This is a genomic window from Paenirhizobium selenitireducens ATCC BAA-1503 (genome assembly GCF_900492185.1).
Classification (GTDB): domain Bacteria; phylum Pseudomonadota; class Alphaproteobacteria; order Rhizobiales; family Rhizobiaceae; genus Allorhizobium; species Allorhizobium selenitireducens_A.
Genome location: NZ_UEYP01000002.1, coordinates 425484 through 445409, shown reverse-complemented (window position 1 = coordinate 445409; position 19926 = coordinate 425484). Strand labels below are relative to the sequence as shown.

The following is a 19926-nucleotide window of genomic DNA, read 5'->3' as shown; positions in this document are numbered from 1 at the left end:
GGCCGGATCGTCAGGCGGCCGCTGGCTTGCGGCCGAACCATTGCGGGTTGAAGACGTTCATCACCAGACCGATCACGATCAGCACGGCGGCGACGATTCTCAACGGGCCGAAAGCCTCGCCGAGCAAAAGGGCCGCGGACGACATGCCGAACACCGGCACGAGAAGCGAGAACGGCGCGACGGTCGAAACCCCGTAGCGGCTGATCATCGCGCCCCAGATGGCGAAGCCGAAGATGGTCGCGACATAGGCGACGAACAGCACCGCGCCGGCGCCCGCCAGGTTGATGTTGGCGATGGCGGCGAGATCGCGGTCCCAGCCCTCGAACAGCGCCGAAATGACCAGCAGCGGGATCGGCGGAACGAGGCTGACCCAGACCATCAGGTTGAGCATCGGCACATTGCCGGCCTTCTTCATCAGCATGTTCGATGAGGCCCAGGCGACCGCCGCGGCAAGGACCAGCGCCAGACCGGTCACGGTGAAGTCGCCGTCGATCGAGGAGGCGATGAGCGCGATGCCGGTAAAGGCGACCGCCATGCCGGCCATCTGCAGCGGCCTCGGCTTCGCGCCGAAGACCAGGAAGGCGAGAAGCACGGTGAAGAAGGCCTGTGACTGCAGGAGCAGCGAGGCAAGGCCCGGCGGCACGCCGACATCCATGCCGATGAACAGGAAGGAGAACTTCACCACGCCCAGCATGATGCCGATGCCGATGATGATCCGCCACGACACGTAGGGCTTGGGAATGAAGAAGACGAGCGGCACCGCGGCGAAGAAGAAGCGCAGGGCCGAGAACAGCAAGGGCGGGAAATTGTCCAGCCCGAGCTTGATGACGACGAAGTTGAAGCCCCAGAGTGCCGCGACCAGCACCAGCAGCAGAACATGAACGGGTTTCACGCGATTCTCCCTGAGGTTTGCCGCAGCGATACTATGCCGGGCGCTGCCGTAGGAAGCGAATAGTCGTTATCTCACAGTTCAATATGATTGATGAGTCCTTCGGCGGTGAGGCCCCTGCCCGCCCCGCTGCCGGCCCTGCCATGGTGCCACACCGCGGCAGCCGCCGCCTCGAAGGCCGGCATGCCCTGCGCCAGCAACCCGCCGATGATGCCGGCAAGCACGTCGCCGGAGCCGGCGGTCGCGAGCGATGGCGGCGCATTGGTGTTGACCAGCGCCCGGCCATCCGGCGCCGCAATCACGGTGTCGGGTCCCTTGTAGACGACGACCGCATGGGATCGCGCGGCGGCGGCAAGCGCCATGTCGATCTTGCTGAGCGTCTTTTCGTCCGCGACATCCGGGAAGAGCCGGGCGAACTCGCCCTCGTGCGGCGTCAGCACCAGCCGCGTCTCCCCCGACGAAAACGCCGCGAACAAGACAGACGGATCGTCGCGAAACGATGTGATGCCGTCCGCATCGAGCACGAGGCGGCGATCCCTGAGTGCCAGGGCGAAACCGCGCGCCTTCGCGCCGACGCCGAAGCCGGGTCCGAGCACGAAGGTACTGTGGCGCGGATCCTCGAGATAGGCGGCAAGGGCGGCGTGATCATCCACTGGCTTAAGCATCACGGCGGTCAGCTGTGATGCATTGGCCTCAAGGGCATTTCTCGGCGATGCGATGGTGACGAGGCCCGCGCCAGCCCTCAGGCCCGCCGCGGCGGAAAGCCGGGCGGCTCCTGTTGCAGTCGCCGGTCCTGAAAAGACCGTCAGGTGACCGCGGAGAAACTTGTGGGTCTGGGCCTCGGGTTTCGGCAGAAGCCGCTCCCAGGCGGCGGGTGAGTTCAGCCCCCCCGGTCCGGCTTCGGACTCCACGATCCGCTGCGGAATGCCGATGTCGTAGACCTCGAGGCCGCCGCACAGGCGGCGGCCGGGCATCAGGACGTGGCCGGGCTTGCGCGCCATGAAGGTGACGGTATGACGCGCTTTGAATGCCGCGCCGAGCACCCTGCCCGTTCGTCCGTCGAGTCCCGAAGGCAAGTCGACGGCGATGACCGGCAAGTCCGCACCATCGACCCTGGCGATCACCGCCGCAACGGCCTCGGGAACCGGGCGATCGAGGCCGGCGCCGAAGATCGCGTCGATGATCGCGTCGCCCGGCCGTGGCTCGTAGCTGTCGAGCGCGTCGGTGGCGATTGGGCAGACTGCAAAGGCCGTGGCCGCATCGCCCTTCAGGCGGGCCGGGTCGTCAAGGCGGAACACTGCGGTCTCCGCGCCGGCATCGGCGAGCGCCCGCGCCGCGACATAGCCGTCGCCGCCATTATTGCCGGGACCGCAGAGGACGACGAAGCGCAATGCCTCGGGAAAGAGCCTGAGCGCAGCCGCGGCAACCGCCTGCCCCGCCTTTTCCATGAGGCCGAAGGACCAGATGCCGGATCGGGCGGCAGCCTGATCGACACGTCCCATCGCGGCAGGTGAAAGCAACCAGTGTTCAGGATCGTTTTTCATCGCTCCATCAAAGCAGATTCCGAGCCGCCGGGGAACGCAAAGCACGCCCGAACAGCAGATGATCAAAATACGTGCAATTGCACAAAAGATGGCCTCTAAAATGTGCTGAATTGCGCGGCAGTCCTGAAATCTTTGGATTGCCTGCGACGAAAGAACCGCGCGGAATTCTTATTTTTTTCGAGATTTGACTCGCGTTTCACCCCGTCTTGCGCGAGATTTGGATCGGGAATGCGAAGTTTTCCCGTTTTCGATCGCAGTTTGGGCTATAACTGGCACGTTACATGCATCGATTGGGCCGAGCGGGACTTTCCGCCATGTTGAAGGAAGCGGAGATATATTTTCTCATGAAAAAGATCGAAGCGATCATTAAGCCTTTCAAGCTCGACGAAGTGAAGGAAGCCCTTCAGGAAGTCGGTCTGCAGGGTATTACGGTCACGGAAGCCAAGGGCTTCGGCCGGCAGAAGGGCCACACGGAATTGTACCGCGGTGCGGAATATGTGGTCGACTTCCTGCCGAAGGTTAAGGTCGAGGTCGTTCTCGCCGACGAGAATGTCGAAGCCGTCATAGACGCGATCCGCAACGCCGCCCAGACGGGCAGGATCGGCGATGGCAAGATCTTCGTTTCGAACGTCGAGGAAGTCGTTCGTATCCGCACCGGCGAAACCGGCGTCGACGCCATCTAATCGGTCTGCCCCGCGGCGCGGGGCCGGACTTCATCATCGTCATCACACTCAAGGAATTCGATAATGACGACCGCACAAGATGTTTTGAAGCAGATCAAGGACAATGACGTGAAATTCGTCGACCTGCGCTTCACCGACCCGAAGGGCAAGCTGCAGCACGTGACGATGGACGTCGTCTGCGTCGATGAGGACATGTTCGCCGATGGCGTGATGTTCGACGGCTCCTCGATTGGCGGCTGGAAGGCGATCAACGAATCCGACATGGTTCTGATGCCCGACCTGGACACGGTTCACATGGACCCCTTCTTCGCCCAGTCGACCATGGTCATCATCTGCGACATCCTCGACCCGGTCTCCGGTGAAGCCTACAACCGCGACCCGCGCGGCACCGCCAAGAAGGCCGAAGCCTATCTCAAGGCTTCTGGCATCGGCGACACCGTTTTTGTCGGTCCGGAAGCCGAATTCTTCGTCTTCGACGACGTGAAGTACAAGGCCGATCCGTACAACACCGGCTTCAAGCTCGATTCGACCGAACTGCCGTCGAACGACGACACTGACTACGAGACGGGCAACCTCGGCCACCGTCCGCGCGTCAAGGGCGGCTATTTCCCGGTTCCGCCGATCGACAGCCTGCAGGACATGCGCTCGGAAATGCTCACCGTCCTGTCGGAAATGGGCGTCGTCGTCGAAAAGCACCACCACGAAGTGGCAGCGGCCCAGCACGAACTTGGCATCAAGTTCGACGCGCTGGTGCGCAATGCCGACAAGATGCAGATCTACAAGTATGTCGTGCACCAGGTCGCCAATGCCTATGGCAAGACGGCAACCTTCATGCCGAAGCCGATCTTCGGCGACAACGGCTCGGGCATGCACGTCCACCTGTCGATCTGGAAGGACGGCAAGCCCACCTTCGCCGGTGACGAATATGCCGGCCTGTCGGAGACCTGCCTCTACTTCATCGGCGGCATCATCAAGCATGCCAAGGCGCTGAATGCCTTCACCAACCCGTCGACCAACTCCTACAAGCGTCTGGTCCCGGGTTATGAAGCGCCGGTCCTGCTGGCCTATTCGGCCCGCAACCGTTCGGCCTCGTGCCGCATTCCGTTCGGCTCGAACCCCAAGGCCAAGCGCGTCGAAGTCCGCTTCCCGGACCCGACCGCCAACCCCTATCTCGCCTTTGCCGCCATGCTGATGGCCGGCCTCGACGGCATCAAGAACAAGATCCATCCCGGCAAGGCCATGGACAAGGATCTCTACGACCTGCCGCCGAAGGAACTGAAGAAGATCCCGACCGTCTGCGGTAGCTTGCGCGAAGCGCTGGAAAGCGTCGACAAGGATCGCAAGTTCCTGACCGCCGGCGGCGTCTTCGACGACGACCAGATCGACTCGTTCATCGAGCTGAAGATGGCCGAAGTCATGCGGTTCGAAATGACCCCGCATCCGGTCGAATACGACATGTACTATTCGGTCTGATCGGCCGCTCGGCCCGCAACCGCGGGCCGCTCAAATACTCCGAGAGCCGGTGCCTCCGACGAGGCGCCGGCTTTTTTCTTGAGGGGAGAGTTCTCAATTTCAATCATAGAGATATAGATAAAAGATGCTTCGAAACATGAAGAGTTTCGGCCGCGAACGGCAAGCGGCGGTTGCGATCACGGCAGCCTTGAGGCTAGGCTGAACGGACGACTCAAGCCCAGCCGCCTCGCGGCTCTCAGGACATATCACCCATGCCCGCCGAAAACGCCGAACCCGCCCCGGCCGCGCCGCGCCCGTTCGACTGGCTGCTCTATTTCCTGGCGCCGGTGTTCTTTTCCAGCAATCTGATCTTTGGCCGAGGCATAACCGGTGAGATCGCCCCTTTCACCACGGCCTTGCTGCGCTGGGCGGGCTCGGCCGCCATCATCTTTCCCTTCGTCTATGCCGAGCGGAAAGCCTGCCTTGCTTTCGTCCGATCCCATACCGGCATCTGGCTGGTGCTCGGCATTCTCGGCATGGGGATCTGCGGCGGGTTCGTCTATTGGGCGCTGACCTTGACCACGGCCTCGAACGCCACGCTGATCTATACCACGTCGTCGCTGTTCATCATCCTGCTGCAATGGCTCCTTCAAGGTCGCCGGATCCGGCCGAGCGAACTGGCCGGCATGGCCGTCGCCTTTGCCGGCGTCGCCGTCATCGTCTTGAAAGGCGAGTGGAGCGTCCTCCTCCACCTGCGCTTCAACATCGGCGACTTCGGCATTCTCGCCGCCGCGATCGCCTTTGCCCTCTATTCCCTGCTGTTGCGCCATCCGGCCGTGCAGGCCATGCCGCCCATGCCGCTGTTCGGCCTTCTGGCGATGTCGGGCACGATCGTCCTCCTTCCGCCTGCGCTCTACGAGGTTCTGACCGGCGGACTTCTGCCGGACACGACGAGCGATTGGGCCAAGCTGCTCGGCATCATCCTCTTCGCCTCGCTTGCGGCGTTCTATTGCTTCCAGCATGCCGTGCGGGTGTTCGGCCCGGCCATGGCGGGCGTGACGCTCTATCTGATGCCGCCCCTATCGATCATCATGGCGGTGGTCTTCCTGGGCGAGCGGTTCCAGCTATACCATGCCGTCGGCATCGTCCTGGTCATGGGCGGACTTGTACTGGCGACCGGACCGGGCCGCCGCGCCGGCTGACTGCGCCGGCCGACGCGAAAGCATGGAAGGGTCTTGATGTTTTGTACTTCCCTCCCCAAATCCATGGGGAAAGGAAGTGATGCCCATGAAACACCGCACCGCAAAATTTGGTATCGGGGAAGTCGTCCGCCACAAGGTTTTTCCGTTCCGTGGCGTCGTGTTCGATGTGGACCCGGAATTCGCCAACAGCGAGGACTGGTGGAATGCCATCCCGGCGGAAGTCCGCCCCGCCAAGGACCAGCCCTTTTACCATCTGCTCGCCGAGAACGACGAAGCCGAGTACGTCGCCTATGTCTCGGAGCAGAATCTGGAAAAGGACCTGAGCGAGGAGCCGCTGCGCAATCCGCAGATCCAGCAGATCTTTGTGCGCGAGCAGGCGGGTCGCTACAAGCCGAAATCCATCTTCGCGCACTGAAGACCTGAGCGGGACTTGGCGCCCGCTAACGGTGGAGCCAAATCGAAAGAAAAAGAGGCCCGCCGTTTCCGGCGGGCCTCTGCGTTTCGTCTATCAAATTGTCAATCAGTTGCCCTGCTTGGCGGCGTCCTGGGCGTCATTGATCGCCTTGTTGCGTTCTTCCTGCTTCTTCTGCATGGCTTCCTGCAGCAGGCGCTGGCGTTCTTCCGCCTGTGACTGCGACATCGCCTCGCCGTCATAGGCGCCGGTGAAGCCCTCGAGCGGGATCTTGATCGGGTTCGGAGCGCGGCGGAAGTTGACCGAGGTGAACACCACCTCATTGCCCTTCTTCAGGTTGGCGATCACGGCATCCGTCAGCGGCATTTCTGCCGTGCAGCGGTCCGGAAGGCAGACGGCGTAATCGAGCTTCATACCCTTGGCGCCGTCGATCTGCATCATGATGCCGGGCGGAATGAGGCGGGCCGACGGAACGGTAACCTGCAGGATCTTGCGGTTGACCTTGCCCTCGACGGAGATCACGCCGACGGCCGTGATCAACTGGCCGTTCTGGGCGACCAACTGGTTCTGCACCACGCAGACATCGGCTTCTTCCTGCTTGGTGCAGGTCTTGAACCACTTGGCCGTTCCGGCCGTTGCCGGTGCTGCGGCGTCCTGGGCGCTGACGACCGTCGGGGCGGTTGCCGCGCCAAGCGTCAGAACGAGAGCAGACAGTGCCGTCCGCGTAGCTTTGGTTGCATTGAACATCATAACCTGATCCGTCTCCTGAAAACCGATATCGGGCACTTGAAACGCCGCGACACTCGCCGGTCGTGCTGCCCGTCAACTGTCGTCCAATTGAGGCAAATACATGACCTTGGCATCCGGAACCCTGTTACATCGCGAAGTCTGGAATATCCAGTCTTTCTTTGGGGGTACGCGGGAGCGACACGGCTTTTTGCATGGTGGTGTGTTGGTATTATGGTGTTCATGCTAGCCTTGCCGAGATTCTCGGACATTGCTGAAAGGATACCTTGTGCGCCGCATCGCCCTCAGCCTGCTTTTCCTCGCCCAGTGCAGCCTCGCCCAGGCCGAGCCCGTGCACGGGATCGCCATGCACGGGGAACCGGCCCTCGGCGCGGACTACAAGCATTTCCCTTACGTCAATCCGAACGTGAAGAAGGGCGGCAGGATCAATTACGGCGTCGTCGGCACCTTCGACAGCCTGAACTCCTTCGTGCTGAAAGGCATGCGCACCACCGCGCGTGGCATATGGGACCCGGAATACGGCAACCTGTTCTACGAATCACTGATGACGCGCTCCAGCGACGAGCCCTTCTCGCTCTACGGTCTGCTGGCCGAGAGCGTCGAATGGGACGAAGATCGCACCTTCATCCAGTTCAACCTCAATCCCAAGGCCCGCTGGCACGACGGCAAGCCCGTGACGCCCGAAGACGTGATCTTCTCGTTCAACCTGCTGCAGGAAAAGGGGAGACCGCCCTACAGTCGCCGGCTCTGGTATCCGGGCAGCGACGGCAAGGTGATGGTCGTGGAAAGCATGGAGAAAATCGGCGACAATAGTGTCCGATTCACCTTCGGCCAAGGCGCGAACCGCGAGACGCCGTTGATCCTCGCCATGTCGCCGATCCTGCCGAAGCACGCCGTCGACGCGAACACATTCGACCGCACTTCGCTGGAAATCCCGGTCGGATCGGGCCCCTACAAGATCAAGTCGATCAAACCCGGCGAGAAGATCACCTACGCTCGCGATCCGAACTATTGGGGCAAGGATATACCGTCGAAGATCGGCTTTGACAATTACGACGAAATCTCCGTCACCTATTTCCTCCAGGATTCGACCCTGTTCGAGGCCTTCAAGAAAGGCGACGTCGATATCTATCCCGAAGGCGATTCCGGGCACTGGGCGCGTGCCTACGACTTCCCGGCAGCGACCAATGGTGACGTCGTCAAGGAGGTCTTCAAGCCCGGCCTGCCCTCGGGCATGCTCGGCTTCGTCTTCAACACCCGTCGGCCGATCTTTGCCGATCCAAGAGTGCGGGAAGCACTGTCGCTGGCACTGGATTTCGAGTGGATCAACAAGAACCTCTATGGCGGCGCTTTCAAGCGTAGCCAGAGCTTCTGGCAGAATTCGGCGCTCGGCGCCTATGGCAATGCTGCCGATGCGCGCGAACTGGCATTGCTCGGGCCGGCCAAGGATCGGATCCCGGCGGAAATATTGGCCGGAAACTATGCCATGCCGGTTTCGGACGGCTCTGGCGCCGACCGCAAGATCCTGCGCCAGGCGGTGACTCTGATGGCGCAAGCCGGCTATACGATCAAGGGAGGCAAGATGGTGGACGCGGCGGGCAAGCCGCTCGTCTTTGAGGTGATGACCCAGAATGCCGACCAGGAAAAGATGGCGATCGCCTACCAGCGCGCGCTGGCGCTGATCGGCATCCAGATGGCCATCCGCACGGTTGATGATGCCCAGTACCAGGCGCGCTCGAACAGCTTCGACTACGACATGATCGTCAAGGCCTATCCCTCGTCGCTGTCGCCGGGCGCCGAACAGTACAATCGCTGGAACGGTTCGTCGCGCGACGCCCAGGGTAGCTTCAACTATGCCGGCGTCGCCGATCCCGACATCGACCGGATGATCGACGCTATGGCCAATGCCCGGAGCCTCGAAGACTTCCAGGCTGCGGTACGCGCCTATGACCGCCTGCTGGTCGCCGGTCACTATGTCGTGCCGCTCTATCATATTGGCGAGCAGTGGGTCGCCCGTTGGAAGCATGTCGGCCGGCCGGACAAGACGCCGCTCTACGGCTACCAGCTCCCGGTCTGGTGGGACACGCGGGCGCAGTAGCGCCCGCGAACTGCCCTTTGCCTGCGGCGGTTACGCCAAGGTAACCGGTTGAAATGCGCCGCGATTGCCCCTACGTGGCAGCGAACGGTCATTTCGGCCCTCAGCCGCCCGGAAAGGAAAGCACCATGGAACGCATCACCATCGACATCGTCTCGGACGTCGTCTGCCCCTGGTGCTATCTCGGCAAGGCCCGGCTAGACCTCGCCATTGCCGAGGTCCAGGACGAAATCGGGGTGGACGTCAACTGGCGTCCCTACCAGCTCAATCCCGACTATCCGCCGGAGGGCGTCGACCACCAGAAGGCACTGGCCGAAAAGCTCGGCGGCAAGGACAATATGGACCGCGCCCACGCGCAACTGCGCGAACTCGGCACGGCGGTCGGCATCGCCTTCGATTTCGGTGCTATCAAGGTCGGGCCGAACACGTTGGACGCCCACCGCCTGATTCATTGGGCCGGCGTCGAGGATCGCCAAATCCAGGATCGGGTCGTCACCGCCCTGTTCAAGGCGAATTTTGAAGAGGGCCGCAATGTCGGCGATCCGACGGTGCTGCTCGACGTCGCCGAGGCCGCCGGTCTCGACCGTGCGCTCGTCGAAGCGCTTTTGACCGGCGATGCGGACAAGGCCGAAGTGCAGGGCGAGATCGAGGCGGCCCGGCAGATGGGCGTGAACGGCGTGCCCTTCCTGATCTTCGACCAGCAATATGCAGTGAGCGGCGCACAGACCCCGGACGTACTCGCCGGTGCGCTGCGCGACATCGCCCGGATGAAATCCGAAGCGCTTGCAAAACTCAATTGACGCGCTGCGGGAAGCTTCGTAAGCACGGCTGATATCCTTCCTCCCAGGACAATCCGCCGTGCGCTCCGACCCCATTCTTCGAGGCATCCTCATTGCCTTCGCAGCCTTTGCCGCCTATGCGGTTTCCGATGCCTGCGTGAAACTCATCGAGGGGCGCATCAGTCCCTTCGAATCCGGCTTTTTCGGCGCTGTCTTCGGCATCGCCGCCCTGCCCTTCCTGATGAAGCGCGGCGACCGCTGGCAGGACGTGCTGGCCACCACCAATCGCCCGCTGTGGCTGCTGCGGTTCTTCTCTGCCGGCGCCGGGATCATCGGCAGCGTCACCGCATTTACCCATCTGTCGATGGCCGAGGCCTTCTGCCTGATCTTCCTTCTGCCCTCCTTCGTCACCATCATGTCGGTGGTGTTCCTCAAGGAGCCGGTCGGTTTTCGCCGCTGGGGCGCGGTCATCATCGGCTTCCTCGGCGTACTGGTGGTGCTAAGGCCAGGTTTCCGCGAACTGTCGATCGGCCATGTGGGTGCGGTCTTTGCCGGCCTTGGCGGAGCGCTTTCGATCGTCATCTACCGCGCCATCGGCCCGGCGGAAAAGAACATCTCGCTCTATGGCGCCGGTTTGCTCGGCGGTCTCGTCATCTGCGGTCTGCTGATGCTCGGCGATTTCCGCTGGCCGACGGGCGAGGAATGGCTGCTGCTCGCCGGCTACGGCCTGCTCGGCGCACTCGGCAACGTCCTCCTGATGTATTCCGCCTTCTACGCACCGGCGGCCGTCGTCGGCCCGATCCAATACAGCCAGATGCTCTGGGGCATCCTGTTCGGCTACCTGATCTTCGGCGACCGGGTCGACCTGCCTATGGTGGCCGGGATCGCCCTGATCGTCGGGTCCGGTCTCCTGACCCTGTCGCGCGAACGCACCAAGGGCGTCGCCCTGCCGCCGGCCGTTGCCGGCAAGGATGAGGCGGCGCTGGCGATCAAGCCGGAAGACGAGACCGCCATATCCTGAGGCCCCCTCGCCTGTCAGCTCTTTGCCAGTTCCGCCAGTTGCGTCATCACAACCGCCGCTCCCTGCAGCCGCTTTTCCGGCGTCGGCAGGTCGCGCGTCAGGAACACGCTCTGGTCGGGGCGGATCTTGGCCATCGAGCCCTGCTTGGCGATATAGCCGACCAGCGCCGCCGGATTGGGGAACTGCTTGTTGCGGAACTGCACGACGACGCCCTTCGGCCCGGCTTCGAGCTTTTCGACATTGGCCTTGCGGCACAGCGCCTTGATGTAGACGACCTTCAGCAGATGCTGGACTTCGATGGGCAGCGGTCCGAAACGGTCGATCATCTCGGCGCCGAAGCCGTCGATCTCGTTCAGCTCCGTAATCTCGCCAAGCCTGCGGTAAAGGCCGAGGCGAAGATGAAGGTCGGGAACATAGTCGTCGGGGATCATCACCGAGGTTCCGACCGAAATCTGCGGCGACCAGCCGCTGTCGGTGACTTCGTCGTCGCCCTTCACCTCGGCAACCGCCTCCTCCAGCATGTGCTGGTAGAGCTCGAAGCCGACCTCCTTGATGTGGCCCGACTGTTCCTCGCCCAAGAGATTGCCGGCGCCGCGAATGTCGAGGTCGTGGCTCGCGAGCTGGAAGCCGGCGCCGAGCGTGTCGAGCGACTGCAACACTTTCAGGCGGCGTTCCGCCGTCGTCGTCAGCACCTTGTTGACCGGCAGGGTCAGAAGCGCGAAGGCGCGGACCTTGGAACGGCCGACGCGGCCGCGCAGCTGGTAGAGCTGGGCGAGACCGAACATGTCGGCGCGGTGCACGATCAGCGTATTGGCGGTCGGCACATCGAGGCCGGATTCGACGATGGTGGTCGACAGCAGCACGTCATAGCGGCCGTCGTAGAAGGCATTCATGATGTCTTCGAGTTCGCCCGCCGCCATCTGGCCGTGGGCGACGGCGACTTTCAGTTCCGGCACGTCGGAGGCGAGAAACGCCTGGATGTCGGCAAGGTCGGCCAGACGCGGGCAGACGTAGAAACTCTGGCCGCCGCGATAGTGCTCGCGCATCAGCGTTTCGCGGATCACCAGCGGGTCGAAGGGCGAGATGAAGGTTCTGACCGCCATGCGGTCGACCGGCGGCGTGGTGATCAGCGACAGTTCGCGAACCCCGGTCATTGCGAGCTGCAGCGTGCGCGGGATCGGCGTCGCCGAAAGCGTCAGCACATGCACGTCGGACTTCAGCTCCTTCAGGCGCTCCTTGTGCTTGACGCCGAAATGCTGCTCCTCGTCGATGATCAGCAGGCCGAGATTGGCGAAGCTGACACCCGATCCCAAAAGCGCGTGCGTGCCGACGACGATGTCGGTCTTGCCTTCCGCCACTTCCTTCTTGACGAGGTTCAGTTCCTTGGTGCCGACCAGGCGCGATGCCTGCTGGATGCGGATCGGAAGCCCGCGGAAGCGCTCGGTGAAGGTCTTGAAGTGCTGGCGTGCGAGAAGCGTGGTCGGCACGACGACGGCGACCTGGATGCCGTTCATCGCCGCGATGAAGGCGGCGCGCAGCGCCACTTCCGTCTTGCCGAAGCCGACGTCGCCGCAGATGAGCCGGTCCATGGGCCGGCCGGCGCCGAGATCGCCGCGCACCGCCTCGATGGCGTTCAGCTGGTCCTCGGTCTCGTCATAGGGGAAGCGGGCGGCAAACTCGTCGTAGAGCCCTTCCTGGGTGGTCAGCACCGGCGCCATGCGCATCATGCGCTCGGCGGCGACCCGGATCAGTCCGCCCGCCATGTCGAGCAGCCGCTTCTTGAGCTTGGCCTTGCGCATCTGCCATGCGCCGCCGCCCAGCCTGTCGAGCTGCGCGTCCGAACCCTCGGAACCGTAGCGCGACAGGAGATCGATGTTTTCGACCGGCAAGAACAGCTTGGCGTCGTCGGCATAGCGCAGTTCGAGGCAGGCATGCGGCGCGCCCGCCGCCTCGATGGTGCGCAGCCCGACGAAACGGCCGATACCGTGTTCGGCATGGACGACGATCGAGCCCTCGTCGAGGCCGGCCACTTCCGAGATGAAGTCGGCGGCACGCTTGCGGCGCTTGGAGCGGCGCACCATGCGGTCGCCGAGAATGTCCTGCTCGCCGACGATGACGAGGTCGCCAGCCTCGAATCCGCCCTCCAGGCTGAGCACGGCGGTCGCCGCCTCGCCCTTCTTCAGTCCGTCGAGTTCCTTGAGCGCAGTGACCGGCTTCAGATTGGCAAGGCCATGTTCGTCGAGCACCTGCAAAAGCCGGTCGAGCGAACCCTCGGACCAGCCGGCGATCAGCACCTTGGAGCCAGCCGCGCGCTTCTCGGCGATGTATTTCACCGCCTGGTCGAAGACGTTGGTGCGGGTATTGCCCTCGCCCGTCTCGACCGCCGTCTTGGCCCAGCGCGGTCCGGGACGCGCGGCGATCTCGATCACCTTGCGCGCCTCGCCGTCATGCTCGGCAAACGGGGTGAGCCGCAGCGGATCATGGGCGTCGAGCATCCGGCCGAATTCCCCGGCGCCGAGATAGAGCCGCTCGGGCGGGACCGGCTTGTAGGGCGTGCCCTGCGACAGATGGCCCTTACCGGGTGTGCCGGTGTTCAGCCGCGCCTCGTAATAGTCGCGGATCAGCTTGGCGCGCTCCTCGGCCGCCTCACGCACGGTATGGTCGGTGACGATACGGAAGCCCGGGAGATAGTCGAACACCGTGTCGAGATGGTCATGGAACAGCGGTAGCCAGTGCTCCATGCCGGCATAGCGCCGGCCTTCGGACACGGCCGCATAGAGCGCGTCGTCGCGGGTGGCGGCGCCGAACAGCGAGAGATAGTTCTTGCGGAAGCGGCTGATCGAATCCGGCGTGAGCGTCACTTCGCTCATCGGATGGAGGTCGAGCGAGCGGGCCTGGCCGATGGTGCGCTGGCTGGCCGGATCGAAGGTGCGGATGCTCTCCAGCGTGTCGCCGAAGAAGTCGAGGCGGACCGGTTCTTCCGAGCCCGGCACGAAGACGTCGAGGATGCCGCCGCGCACGGCGAATTCGCCGACCTCGCGCACCGTCGCCACGCGGTCGAAGCCATTGCGCTCCAGCCGGGCGGCGATGTCGTCCATCCTGATCTGGTTGCCGGGGCGCGCGGAAAATCCGAGGCTGTCGATCACCTCGGCCGGCGCCACCCTCTGCAGCATGGCATTGACGGTGACCAGCACGATCGCCGCATGCGGCTTCTTGCCATGGGCGACCAGGCCGGACAGCGCCGCCAGGCGACGCGCCGACGTATCAGCCGAAGGCGATACGCGGTCGTAGGGCAGGCAGTCCCAGGCCGGCAGCGTCAGCACCGGAATTTCGGGCGCCGCAAAGGACAGGTTCTGCTCGATATCGGCCATACGCTGGCCGTCCGACAGGATATAGGCGACCGGCTGGCCGAGGCGGGCGAGTTCCGCCAGCACGAAGGCGTCCATGCCGTCCGGCACGTGTGAAACGGTGAGCGCGGACTTCGCCGCCGCAATCGTCCTGGTATCGAGAATAGAGATCATTCCGAGCGTCCGAGCCCTTCCAGCGTGACCGGCGAGAAATCGGGGCGACAGGCGGCGATGCGCTCGAACAGCGGGGTCTTCAGATGCGCGGGCACGGGCGAAGCGCCGGTTATGTACTTCACCAGGTCCTGGTCCTCTTCGCTCATGATGCGCTCCAGCTCGTCGAGCGTGGCATCGTCCATGTCGGCGATTTCGGCTTCGGCGAACTGGCCGAGGATCAGGTCCATTTCGCGGATGCCGCGGTGCCAGCAGCGGAACAGAATGCGCCGGCGGCGCGGATCGAGTTCTGCACTGCTGAGGATCAAACCGGTCATATGCAAACACCTTCCTGTTGATGCGCCTCTATAGCGCCGTCCCATGCGCTTGTCAGCCTTGCCAAGCCGGTAATTCTCGGCGCATTTTCCAGCCATCATGCGGCCAACCCTTCTCGATCCCCTGTTTGCCTCCGTCGCTTCGCTGTCCGGCGTCGGGCCGAAGCTTGCGCAATTGCTGGCGAGCCTGCTCGGCCGCGAGGATGCCGAGGACGCGCGCGTCGTCGACCTTCTGTTCCTCGCGCCGTTCCGCCTGATCGACCGGCGCAACCAGCCGGGCATCGCATTGGCCCCGCAGGGCGCGATCGTGACGATCACCGGACGGGTCGACCGTCACCAGCCCCCGCCGCCCGGCAAGTCCAGCCTGCCCTACCGCGTCTTCCTGCACGACGAGACCGGCGAGCTGGCGCTCACCTTTTTCCGCGTCAAGGGCAACTGGCTGGAAAAGGCCCTTCCCGTCGACGAGACGATCATCGTGTCGGGCAAGGTCGACTGGTTCAACGGCCGGCCTTCCATGGTCCATCCGGATATGATGGTAAAGGCGAGCGAGGCGGAGAACATGCCGCTGGTCGAGCCGGTCTATCCGCTGACAGCCGGGCTTTCGCCCAAGGTGCTGCGTAAGCAGATCGAGCATGCGGTGGAGCGCGTGCCGGAATTGCCCGAATGGGCCGATCCGGCGCTCGTCACCCGGCAGGGTTTTCCGCGCATCCGCCAGAGTTTCATGGACCTGCATCATCCGCGCGACGAAAAGGACATCGATCCGCAGGCGCCGGCCAGGCGTCGGCTAGCCTATGACGAATTCCTCGCCGGTCAGGTGTCTCTAGCCCTGGTACGGCAGAAGCTGCGCAAGGTGCCCGGCACACCGGTCAAGGCAACCGGCGAGATCTCGGGCAAGATTCTTGCTGCCCTGCCCTTCTCGCCGACCGGAAGCCAGACGCAGGCGATCGCCGACATCTTGAAGGACATGTCCTCCGACACCCGCATGCTGCGGCTGCTGCAGGGCGATGTCGGCGCCGGCAAGACGCTGGTCGCCCTGCTCGCCATGGCGGCTGCGGTCGAGAGCGGGGGCCAGGCCGTGCTGATGGCGCCGACCGAGATCCTGGCGCGCCAGCACCATGCGACGATCTCGAAATTTGCCGCGAGCGCCGGCCTCAAAGTCGAAGTGCTGACGGGCCGCACCAAGGGCAAGGAGCGCGAGGCGATCACCGAGCGGATCGCGTCCGGCGAGGCGCAGATCATCATCGGCACCCATGCGCTGTTCCAGGACACGGTGAACTACAGGAACCTGACGCTGGCCGTGGTCGACGAGCAGCACCGTTTTGGCGTGCACCAGCGTCTCCGGTTGACCGCCAAGGGAATCTCGCCGCACATGCTGGTGATGACGGCGACGCCGATCCCGCGCACGCTGGTGCTTGCCGCCTTCGGCGACATGGACGTCTCCAAGCTCACCGAAAAACCGGCCGGGCGAAAGCCGATCCAGACGGTGACCGTGCCGAGCGAGCGCACCGGCGAGATCGTCGAGCGGCTGCGCGCCGCCGTGGCCGACGGCAAGAAGGCCTACTGGATCTGCCCGCTGGTCGAGGAATCCGACGTATCCGAGCTGATGTCGGCCGAGGAGCGCTTTGCCGTTCTCGAAAAGGCGATCGGCGCGCCGATCGGCCTGGTCCACGGCCGTATGAGCGGGCCGGAGAAGGATGCGGCCATGCTCGCCTTCAAGAGCGGCGAGACGCGCTTGCTGGTGGCGACGACCGTGGTCGAGGTTGGCGTCGATGTTCCCGATGCGACCATCATGGTGATCGAGCATGCCGAGCGCTTCGGCCTTGCCCAGCTGCACCAGCTGCGTGGCCGGGTCGGGCGTGGCGACGAGGCGTCGAGCTGTATCCTGCTTTATAAGGGACCGCTCGGCGAGACCGGCAAGGCGCGCCTGTCGATCCTGCGCGACAGCGAGGACGGTTTCCTGATCGCCGAGGAGGACCTGAAGCTGCGCGGCGAAGGCGAGTTGCTCGGCACCCGCCAATCCGGCACGCCAGGCTTCCGCATCGCCAGCCTGGAGGCCCATGCCGATCTGCTCGAGATCGCCCGGAAGGATGCTTCCTACCTGCTCGAGCGTGATCCAGATCTGATGAGCCCGCGCGGGGAAGCCGTCAGGACGCTGCTCTACCTGCATCGTCGTGACGAGGCGATCAGGTTCCTTCGGGCGGGTTGATGATGGTTGCCGCCTCTTCGGTGGCGGCCGCCTTGTATTCCGGGGTAACGAGGCCGGCTGAAATGAGAAGCTTAACGCCTTCTTCCGGCGACATGTCGAGCAGCTTCAACTTGCTGCGCGGCACGAACATCAGGAAACCGGCGGTTGGAACCGGCGTGGGCGCGAGGAACACCGCCACCATCTCCTCCCCGTCCTCGTTGAGCTTCGCGGCGATCTCGCCCCTGGCATCGCTCGATACGAAGACCAGTGCCCAGGTGCCGGGTGATGGGAATTCGATCAGCCCCACTCTCTTGAACGACCCCGACTGTTCCTTCAGCACCGTCTCGAAGATCTGCTTGGTGCTCTTGTAGACCGTCCGCACCAGCGGCATGCGATGCAGGATGGACTCGCTATAGGCGACGATCGATCGGCCGATCAGGTTTTTTCCGAGAAAACCGATCAGCGTGATCGTCGTCACCGCGATCAGCAGGCCGAAGCCCGGAATGGCGAATTGCAGATAGCTTTCCGGATTGTAGCGGCTCGGAATATAGGGCTTCACCCAACTGTCGGCCCAGTCGATGAAGGACCAGGTCAGCCAGATGGTGATGGCGATGGGCGCACAGATGATCAGTCCGGTCAGAAAATTGTTCCGGATCCGTGTCGCCAGCGAAATGCGCTCGAGACTGCCGTTCGTCATGTCGACCTTATGCTGCGTCGCCGAAGAAAGCCGGATGGAAGGCCACCATGCCGGAGGGGACCTCGCCGTGCAAGGGCAGAACGAGGAAATATTCGGGCGGTACACCCGTCGTCGTGAGCTCCGGCCGGGCGATGAAACCGAAACGGTTATAGTAGGCCGGTTCACCGACCAGAGCGAAGCCAGACGCCCCTTGCGCCTCGAGTCTCGCCAGGCCCTCCCGCATCAGCGCCGAGCCGATCCCGCTCCTCTGTCGGCCGGGTGCCACCGAGATCGGCCCCACACCGTACCAGCCGCCTTCGCCGCCCGACAGCGTCACCGGCGAGAAGGCGACATGGCCGACGATCTTGCCGTCGTCCTCAGCGACCAGCGAAAGCGTCAGCTTGCCGAGGCACCGTAGCCGCTCGATGATCTGCGGCTCCGATCCGTCGCTGTGGGGATGGCCGGCAAAGGCAGCCGCGGTGAGTGCGCCGATGGCGGCCTCCTCCCCCGGCGCTTCCGGCCTGATCCTCATTCGACGGTCACCGACTTTGCCAGATTGCGCGGCTGATCGACGTCCGTGCCCATGAACACCGCGGTGTGATAGGCCAGCAGCTGGATCGGCAGCGAGAAGAGCATCGGCGCGATGATCTCCGCCACGTTCGGCAGGACGATCGTTGCCATGGTTTCGAGCTTCGAGGCGGCGGCGCCCTTCTCGTCGGTAATGAAGATGATCCGGCCGCCGCGCGCCGCCACTTCCTGCATGTTCGACACGGTCTTGTCGAAGAAGCGGTCATGCGGAGCAATGACGATCACCGGCATGTTCTCGTCGATCAGCGCAATCGGGCCGTGCTTCAGCTCGCCGGCGGCATAGCCCTCGGCGTGGATATAGGAGATTTCCTTGAGCTTCAGCGCGCCTTCCATGGCCAGCGGATAACTGGTGCCGCGGCCGAGATAGAGCACGTCCTTGAACTTCGAGAGATCGCGCGCCAGAGCTTCCATCTGCGGCTGGATGGCGTTCAGCACCTGGCTCATGATGCGCGGCATTTCCGCCAGGCTCTTCACCAGCTGCTTCTCCTCGTCGGCCGAAATCGTCCCGCGCGCCTTGCCGGCGGCAATTGCCAGCGAGGCGAGAACGGCCAGCTGGCAGGTAAACGCCTTGGTCGAGGCAACGCCGATCTCCGGGCCGGCAAGGATCGGGAAGACGGCGTCCGCCTCGCGGGCGATGGTCGATTCCTTGACGTTGACGATCGCCCCGATCTTCAGGCCCTCATCGTGGCAGTAACGCAGCGAGGCAAGCGTGTCTGCCGTCTCGCCCGATTGCGAGATGAACAGCGCCGCCTGGTCCTTGGAGAGCGGCATCTCGCGGTAGCGGAATTCGGAAGCGACATCGATCTCGACCGGCAGGCGGGCATAGCGCTCGAACCAGTACTTGCCGACCAGGCCAGCCAGATAGGCGGTGCCGCAGGCGGAAATCGCCAGTCCACGCAGGCTCTTGAAGTCGATCGCCGCATCGATCGCCTTTGTCGAATGATTGTGGAAATCGATATAGTGCGACAGCGCATGGGAGATCACCTCCGGCTGCTCGTAGATTTCCTTTTCCATGAAATGCCGGTGATTGCCCTTGTCGACGACAAACGCCGTCGCCTGGGAAATCTGGTGGGCCCGTTCAACCGGATTGCCGGAGAAATCGATGATTTCCGCGCCATTGCGATGGATGATGGCGCAGTCCCCGTCAACCAGGTAGGCGATCTCGTTGGTAAACGGCGCCAGCGCGATGGCGTCTGAGCCGAGGAACATCTCGCCCTTGCCGAAACCGACGGCAAGGGGAGGCCCGAAACGGGCGGCCATGATCGTGTCCGGATCGTCGGCGAACATCACCACCAGCGCATAGGCGCCCTTGACGTGGTTCAGCATGGCGAGCATGGCGGCCCGGTTGTCGAGGCCCTTGCGGCGGTACTTGGCGATCAGCTGGGCGACGATCTCGGTGTCGGTCTGGGTGGTGAACACCGCCCCTTCGGCCGTCAGTTCGTCGCGCAGCTCGGAAAAGTTCTCGATGATGCCGTTGTGCACGACGGCAACGCCGTCGACGAAATGCGGATGGGCATTCGTCTCGTTCGGAACGCCATGGGTGGCCCATCGGGTATGGGCGATGCCGATCGTGCCGGAAAGCGGCTCGGCGTCGAGCTTCTTTTCCAGGTTGAACAGCTTGCCCTCGGCGCGGCGGCGATCCATCACGCCGTTGTCGATGGTCGCCACGCCGGCGGAATCATAGCCGCGATATTCGAGCCGCCTCAACGCGTCGACCAGTCGACCCGCCACCTGTTGGTTACCCACAATACCGACAATGCCGCACATAAAGTTCTCCGTCTGGCTTCATCCTGCCGCCAGTCCTAATGGATTTCGTTATTT

16 protein-coding genes are annotated in these 19926 nt (G+C 63.5%); 8 read left to right on the top strand and 8 right to left on the bottom strand.

Features of this window, described 5'->3' with window-relative positions; all coding sequences use genetic code 11:
* Positions 1–10 precede the first annotated feature (10 nt).
* Both RHIZ70P_RS05875 and RHIZ70P_RS05870 read right to left on the bottom strand, forming a co-directional pair.
* Positions 11–892, bottom strand: a complete 882-nt coding sequence (locus tag RHIZ70P_RS05875; protein WP_115669442.1) for an EamA family transporter — start codon at positions 890–892, stop codon at positions 11–13.
* A gap of 71 nt (positions 893–963) precedes the next feature.
* Positions 964–2433 carry an NAD(P)H-hydrate dehydratase gene (locus tag RHIZ70P_RS05870; protein ID WP_115669441.1) on the bottom strand — a complete coding sequence of 490 codons (1470 nt, stop codon included), beginning with the start codon at positions 2431–2433 and terminating at the stop codon, positions 964–966.
* Between the two features lie 344 nt (positions 2434–2777).
* Between RHIZ70P_RS05870 and RHIZ70P_RS05865 the strand changes: the two genes are divergently transcribed.
* The 4 genes from RHIZ70P_RS05865 to hspQ all read left to right on the top strand — a co-directional run bounded on the left by RHIZ70P_RS05865 (position 2778) and on the right by hspQ (position 6185).
* On the top strand, positions 2778–3116 hold the full coding sequence (locus RHIZ70P_RS05865; protein ID WP_015916113.1) for a P-II family nitrogen regulator: 339 nt from the start codon (positions 2778–2780) through the stop codon (positions 3114–3116).
* A gap of 63 nt (positions 3117–3179) precedes the next feature.
* Positions 3180–4589, top strand: a complete 1410-nt coding sequence (gene glnA, locus RHIZ70P_RS05860; protein ID WP_115669440.1) for a type I glutamate--ammonia ligase — start codon at positions 3180–3182, stop codon at positions 4587–4589.
* A gap of 251 nt (positions 4590–4840) precedes the next feature.
* Positions 4841–5770, top strand: a complete 930-nt coding sequence (locus RHIZ70P_RS05855; RefSeq protein WP_115669439.1) for a DMT family transporter — start codon at positions 4841–4843, stop codon at positions 5768–5770.
* An 85-nt stretch (positions 5771–5855) separates the two neighbouring features.
* On the top strand, positions 5856–6185 hold the full coding sequence (hspQ, locus tag RHIZ70P_RS05850) for a heat shock protein HspQ (RefSeq protein ID WP_115669438.1): 330 nt from the start codon (positions 5856–5858) through the stop codon (positions 6183–6185).
* A gap of 105 nt (positions 6186–6290) precedes the next feature.
* Here the strand turns inward: hspQ and RHIZ70P_RS05845 are convergent, their stop codons facing one another.
* On the bottom strand, positions 6291–6932 hold the full coding sequence (locus RHIZ70P_RS05845) for an invasion associated locus B family protein (RefSeq protein ID WP_115669437.1): 642 nt from the start codon (positions 6930–6932) through the stop codon (positions 6291–6293).
* Between the two features lie 265 nt (positions 6933–7197).
* On the opposite strand from RHIZ70P_RS05845, the gene RHIZ70P_RS05840 reads away from it, so the two are divergent.
* The 3 genes from RHIZ70P_RS05840 (at position 7198) to RHIZ70P_RS05830 (ending at position 10824) form a co-directional block, all read left to right on the top strand.
* Positions 7198–9027: an extracellular solute-binding protein gene (locus RHIZ70P_RS05840; RefSeq protein WP_235842154.1), complete on the top strand. Its 1830-nt coding sequence runs from the start codon at positions 7198–7200 to the stop codon at positions 9025–9027.
* A gap of 125 nt (positions 9028–9152) precedes the next feature.
* Entirely contained in the window at positions 9153–9824 is a 672-nt protein-coding gene (locus tag RHIZ70P_RS05835) for a DsbA family oxidoreductase (protein WP_115669436.1), read from the top strand.
* A 58-nt stretch (positions 9825–9882) separates the two neighbouring features.
* Positions 9883–10824 (top strand): DMT family transporter, encoded by a 942-nt coding sequence (locus tag RHIZ70P_RS05830; RefSeq protein ID WP_115669435.1) that lies wholly within the window; start codon positions 9883–9885, stop codon positions 10822–10824.
* 14 nt (positions 10825–10838) lie between these two features.
* On the opposite strand, the gene mfd is transcribed toward RHIZ70P_RS05830, so the two are convergent.
* Together mfd and RHIZ70P_RS05820 are read right to left on the bottom strand one after the other, a co-directional pair.
* Positions 10839–14345, bottom strand: coding sequence for a transcription-repair coupling factor (gene mfd / locus RHIZ70P_RS05825; protein ID WP_115669434.1), 3507 nt, complete (start codon positions 14343–14345; stop codon positions 10839–10841).
* Positions 14342–14659: a succinate dehydrogenase assembly factor 2 gene (locus RHIZ70P_RS05820; RefSeq protein ID WP_115669433.1), complete on the bottom strand. Its 318-nt coding sequence runs from the start codon at positions 14657–14659 to the stop codon at positions 14342–14344. The genes mfd and RHIZ70P_RS05820 overlap by 4 nt, the downstream gene beginning before the upstream one ends.
* 97 nt (positions 14660–14756) lie before the next feature.
* Here RHIZ70P_RS05820 and recG point away from each other — a divergent pair, with 97 nt between their 5' ends.
* Positions 14757–16862, top strand: a complete 2106-nt coding sequence (recG, locus tag RHIZ70P_RS05815) for an ATP-dependent DNA helicase RecG (RefSeq protein ID WP_115669432.1) — start codon at positions 14757–14759, stop codon at positions 16860–16862.
* Here recG and RHIZ70P_RS05810 read toward each other — a convergent pair.
* From RHIZ70P_RS05810 to glmS, 3 genes are read right to left on the bottom strand one after another with little or no spacing between them, the layout of a single operon-like run.
* Positions 16840–17538 (bottom strand): DUF502 domain-containing protein, encoded by a 699-nt coding sequence (locus RHIZ70P_RS05810; protein ID WP_115669431.1) that lies wholly within the window; start codon positions 17536–17538, stop codon positions 16840–16842. The genes recG and RHIZ70P_RS05810 overlap by 23 nt on opposite strands.
* A 7-nt stretch (positions 17539–17545) precedes the next feature.
* Positions 17546–18049, bottom strand: a complete 504-nt coding sequence (locus RHIZ70P_RS05805) for a GNAT family N-acetyltransferase (RefSeq protein ID WP_115669430.1) — start codon at positions 18047–18049, stop codon at positions 17546–17548.
* Positions 18046–19872 (bottom strand): glutamine--fructose-6-phosphate transaminase (isomerizing), encoded by a 1827-nt coding sequence (gene glmS / locus RHIZ70P_RS05800; RefSeq protein ID WP_115669429.1) that lies wholly within the window; start codon positions 19870–19872, stop codon positions 18046–18048. Before glmS ends, RHIZ70P_RS05805 begins: the two co-directional genes overlap by 4 nt.
* Between the last annotated feature and the right edge of the window lie 54 nt (positions 19873–19926).